Source organism: Paenimyroides baculatum, from assembly GCF_008629655.1.
GTDB lineage: Bacteria > Bacteroidota > Bacteroidia > Flavobacteriales > Flavobacteriaceae > Flavobacterium > Flavobacterium baculatum.
The window spans coordinates 1-5,224 of sequence record NZ_VWSG01000024.1 but is presented as its reverse complement, the minus strand read 5'-3'; the positions used below and the strand labels follow the sequence as shown (position 1 = coordinate 5,224).

Genomic DNA, 5,224 nt, shown 5'->3' with positions numbered 1-5,224 from the left:
AAACAAGAAACCCCGATCTTTTCAGATCGGGGTTTATAAAAAAAGGCGGCGACATACTCTCCCACATTAAGATGCAGTACCATCTGCGCAATCGGGCTTAACTTCTCTGTTCGGAATGGGAAGAGGTGAGCCCCGATGCTATAACCACCTTAAGTTTTTGTTTAAGGTTTCATGTTTTTTTGTTTAAGGTTGTAAACCTTGAACTTTAAACTTGGAACTTTAAACGCCACGCCAAGGGCGGGCTAATATTGTTAACATATTTTCGATACTTTTTTGTAGATATTTATTAGTTTATAAAGCAATTCCTAGAGCACATAAGCTTACGGGCTATTAGTACTACTTGACTATGACATTACTGCCTTTACATCTGTAGCCTATCAACGTAGTCATCTCCTACGGCCCTTTAAAGAAATCTCATCTTGTGGTGGGTTTCGCGCTTATATGCTTTCAGCGCTTATCCCTGCCCAACGTAGCTACTCAGCGATGCACCTGGCGGCACAACTGATACACCAGAGGTTGGTCCAATTCGGTCCTCTCGTACTAGAATCAGATCCACTCAAATTTCTAACGCCCACAGTAGATAGAGACCGAACTGTCTCACGACGTTCTGAACCCAGCTCGCGTGCCACTTTAATGGGCGAACAGCCCAACCCTTGGGACCTTCTCCAGCCCCAGGATGTGACGAGCCGACATCGAGGTGCCAAACCCCCCCGTCGATATGAGCTCTTGGGGGAGATCAGCCTGTTATCCCCGGCGTACCTTTTATCCTTTGAGCGATGGCCCTTCCATGCGGAACCACCGGATCACTATGCTCTACTTTCGTACCTGATCGACTTGTTGGTCTCTCAGTCAAGCTCCCTTTTGCCATTGCACTCTACGCACGGTTACCAAGCGTGCTGAGGGAACCTTTAGAAGCCTCCGTTACTCTTTTGGAGGCGACCACCCCAGTCAAACTACCCACCAAGCAATGTCCTCAGTCATACCGAGTTAGATCTCAGATAAGCAAAGGGTGGTATTTCAACAATGACTCCACAACGCCTAGCGACGCCACTTCATAGTCTCCCACCTATCCTACACATCACTTATCCAAGAACAATACTAAGCTATAGTAAAGGTGCACAGGGTCTTTTCGTCCCACTGCGGGTAATCGGCATCTTCACCGATACTACAATTTCACCGAGCTCATGGCTGAGACAGTGTCCAGATCGTTACACCATTCGTGCAGGTCGGAACTTACCCGACAAGGAATTTCGCTACCTTAGGACCGTTATAGTTACGGCCGCCGTTTACTGGGGCTTCAATTCAATGCTTCTCCGAAGATAACATCTCCTCTTAACCTTCCAGCACCGGGCAGGTGTCAGGCCCTATACTTCATCTTACGATTTGGCAGAGCCCTGTGTTTTTGATAAACAGTCGCCTGGACCTTTTCACTGCGGCCAGCTTGCGCTGGCGACCTTTCTCCCGAAGTTACAGGTCTATTTTGCCTAATTCCTTAGCCATGAATCTCTCGAGCACCTGAGGATACTCTCCTCGACCACCTGTGTCGGTTTGCGGTACGGGTTGTAATAATCTAAGTTTAGAAGCTTTTCTTGACAGCCTTTAGGTACACTATCTCTTTGCCCGAAGGCTCCGAGTACTATCGCATTTCTCCAAGTCTGACGCATTTGACTATCAAACCTATAGGTACGTGCTTTAACGAACTATTCCGTCAGTTCGCGGTACTTTCACCACTGCGTCACTCCATCACAACTATTACAAGTACGGGAATATTAACCCGTTGGCCATCGACGTCCCCCTTCGGGTGTGCCTTAGGTCCCGACTAACCCGCAGCTGATTAGCATAGCTGCGGAAACCTTGGTCTTACGGTGTGCGGGTTTCTCGCCCGCATTATCGTTACTTATGCCTACATTTTCTTTTCTAAACAGTCCAGCATACCTCACAGTACACCTTCTACCCGGTTTAGAATGCTCCCCTACCACTTAACTTACGTTAAATCCATAGCTTCGGTAATATGCTTATGCCCGATTATTATCCATGCTCGATCGCTCGACTAGTGAGCTGTTACGCACTCTTTAAATGAATGGCTGCTTCCAAGCCAACATCCTAGCTGTCGGGGCAATCAAACCGCGTTTTTTCAACTTAGCATATATTTGGGGACCTTAGCTGATGGTCTGGGTTCTTTCCCTCTCGGACATGGACCTTAGCACCCATGCCCTCACTGCTGTAAATCATTTATTAGCATTCGGAGTTTGTCAGGAATTGGTAGGCGGTGAAGCCCCCGCATCCAATCAGTAGCTCTACCTCTAATAAACTATATCAGCGCTGCACCTAAATGCATTTCGGGGAGTACGAGCTATTTCCGAGTTTGATTGGCCTTTCACCCCTACCCACAGGTCATCCGAAGACTTTTCAACGTCAACCGGTTCGGTCCTCCATTTGGTGTTACCCAAACTTCAACCTGCCCATGGGTAGATCACACGGTTTCGCGTCTACCATTACTGACTGCAGCGCCCTATTAAGACTCGCTTTCGCTTCGGCTGCGTACCTGAAGTACTTAACCTTGCCAGCAACGGTAACTCGTAGGCTCATTATGCAAAAGGCACGCCGTCACCCCACGAAAGGGCTCCGACCGCTTGTAAGCGTATGGTTTCAGGATCTATTTCACTCCGTTATTCACGGTTCTTTTCACCTTTCCCTCACGGTACTGGTTCACTATCGGTCTCTCAGGAGTATTTAGTCTTGGCGGATGGTCCCGCCGGCTTCAATCAAGGTTTCACGTGCCCCGACCTACTCAGGATACCACTATCTAATACATCGCTTACCTGTACGGGACTATCACCCTCTGCGGTCAACCTTTCCAGGTTGTTCCAATTCGCTTTGCTTAAAATGTCGTGGTCCTACAACCCCAAAATTGCCGTAACAACTTTGGTTTGGACTTTTCCGCGTTCGCTCGCCACTACTTACGGAATCACTTTTGTTTTCTTCTCCTCCGCCTACTTAGATGTTTCAGTTCAGCGGGTTTGCTCTCCTATCGGAGTGACATGTCTTCAACATGCCGGGTTGCCCCATTCAGATATCTGCGGATCACTTCGTGTGTGCCAATCCCCGCAGCTTTTCGCAGCTTATCACGTCTTTCTTCGCCTCTGAGAGCCTAGGCATTCCCCATACGCCCTTATTTTGCTTATTGTGCTCTACTTTAATCCCTAAAGATTAAATGTGCTTTATATTATTTCTAATATCTTTTCTACTTTTTAAATGTATCTCAATATGTCAATGAACTTCTGATCTTTCGATCTTGTGGAGAATATCGGAGTCGAACCGATGGCCTCCTGCGTGCAAGGCAGGCGCTCTAGCCAGCTGAGCTAATCCCCCAAATTCTTTCTTAGAATTTAGAATTAGTATTCTCAACTTCTAAAATTTCCTTTAAATAAGTATTATAGTAGTCCCGGGCAGACTCGAACTGCCGACCCCTACATTATCAGTGTAGTACTCTAACCAGCTGAGCTACGAGACTCTGTATCTTACTTATTCTTGTTTTTTTGAACCAACAGTTAAAGAGTAAGAGATGCTTAAACCATCTCTAGAAAGGAGGTGTTCCAGCCGCACCTTCCGGTACGGCTACCTTGTTACGACTTAGCCCTAGTTACCAGTTTTACCCTAGGCAGCTCCTTGCGGTCACCGACTTCAGGTACCCCCAGCTTCCATGGCTTGACGGGCGGTGTGTACAAGGCCCGGGAACGTATTCACCGGATCATGGCTGATATCCGATTACTAGCGATTCCAGCTTCACGGAGTCGAGTTGCAGACTCCGATCCGAACTGAGAACGGTTTTATAGATTCGCATCCAGTCACCTGGTAGCTGCTCTCTGTACCGTCCATTGTAGCACGTGTGTGGCCCAGGACGTAAGGGCCGTGATGATTTGACGTCATCCCCACCTTCCTCACAGTTTACACTGGCAGTCTTGCTAGAGTTCCCACCATTACGTGCTGGCAACTAACAACAGGGGTTGCGCTCGTTATAGGACTTAACCTGACACCTCACGGCACGAGCTGACGACAACCATGCAGCACCTTGTAATTTGTCTTGCGAAAGATCTGTTTCCAAATCGGTCAAACTACATTTAAGCCCTGGTAAGGTTCCTCGCGTATCATCGAATTAAACCACATGCTCCACCGCTTGTGCGGGCCCCCGTCAATTCCTTTGAGTTTCAGGCTTGCGCCCGTACTCCCCAGGTGGGATACTTATCACTTTCGCTTAGCCACTCAGTCTTACAACCGAACAGCTAGTATCCATCGTTTACGGCGTGGACTACCAGGGTATCTAATCCTGTTCGCTACCCACGCTTTCGTCCATCAGCGTCAATCATTTGTTAGTAACCTGCCTTCGCAATTGGTATTCCATGTAATATCTAAGCATTTCACCGCTACACTACATATTCTAGTTACTTCACAAACATTCAAGCCCTACAGTATCAATGGCAATTTTTTGGTTAAGCCAAAAACTTTCACCGCTGACTTATAAGGCCGCCTACGGACCCTTTAAACCCAATGATTCCGGATAACGCTTGGATCCTCCGTATTACCGCGGCTGCTGGCACGGAGTTAGCCGATCCTTATTCTTACAGTACCGTCAAGGTTCTTCGCAAAGAACTGTTTCTTCCTGTACAAAAGCAGTTTACACACCATAGATGCGTCATCCTGCACGCGGCATGGCTGGTTCAGGCTTGCGCCCATTGACCAATATTCCTCACTGCTGCCTCCCGTAGGAGTCTGGTCCGTGTCTCAGTACCAGTGTGGGGGATCTCCCTCTCAGGACCCCTACCCATCATCGTCTTGGTAAGCCGTTACCTTACCAACTAACTAATGGGACGCATGCTCATCTTATACCAATAAATCTTTAATATTAAAATGATGCCATTTCAACATTCTATAAGGTATTAATCCAAATTTCTCTGGGCTATCCCTTAGTATAAGGTAGATTGCATACGCGTTACGCACCCGTGCGCCGGTCTCATTGTCCGAAGACAACTACCCCTCGACTTGCATGTGTTAGGCCTGCCGCTAGCGTTCATCCTGAGCCAGGATCAAACTCTTCATCGTATGTTTTTTATATTTTTGATGTTGCGTTTAAGACCTTTTAGTTTCCTAAAAGCTCTTACTCTTTATTTTTCTGTTAATCCAATATGTCTATGAACTTGTCTTCTTTTCTTCACTTGTATCTCAA

At 47.3% G+C, this 5,224-nt stretch carries 2 tRNA genes and 3 rRNA genes; all 5 read right to left on the bottom strand.

The window, feature by feature from the left end:
- Positions 1-40: 40 nt before the first annotated feature.
- The 5 genes from rrf to F0460_RS15980 all read right to left on the bottom strand — a co-directional run bounded on the left by rrf (position 41) and on the right by F0460_RS15980 (position 5,100).
- A 5S ribosomal RNA gene (gene rrf, locus F0460_RS16000) occupies positions 41-152 on the bottom strand.
- A gap of 157 nt (positions 153-309) precedes the next feature.
- Positions 310-3,187, bottom strand: a 23S ribosomal RNA gene (locus F0460_RS15995).
- Positions 3,188-3,298: 111 nt separating this feature from the next.
- Positions 3,299-3,372, bottom strand: a tRNA-Ala gene (locus tag F0460_RS15990).
- Positions 3,373-3,440: 68 nt separating this feature from the next.
- Positions 3,441-3,514 (bottom strand) — tRNA-Ile (locus F0460_RS15985).
- Between the two features lie 70 nt (positions 3,515-3,584).
- Positions 3,585-5,100: ribosomal RNA gene (locus F0460_RS15980) — 16S ribosomal RNA — on the bottom strand.
- Together the 16S, 23S and 5S rRNA genes with 2 tRNA genes alongside form the textbook arrangement of a ribosomal RNA operon.
- Positions 5,101-5,224 lie beyond the last annotated feature (124 nt).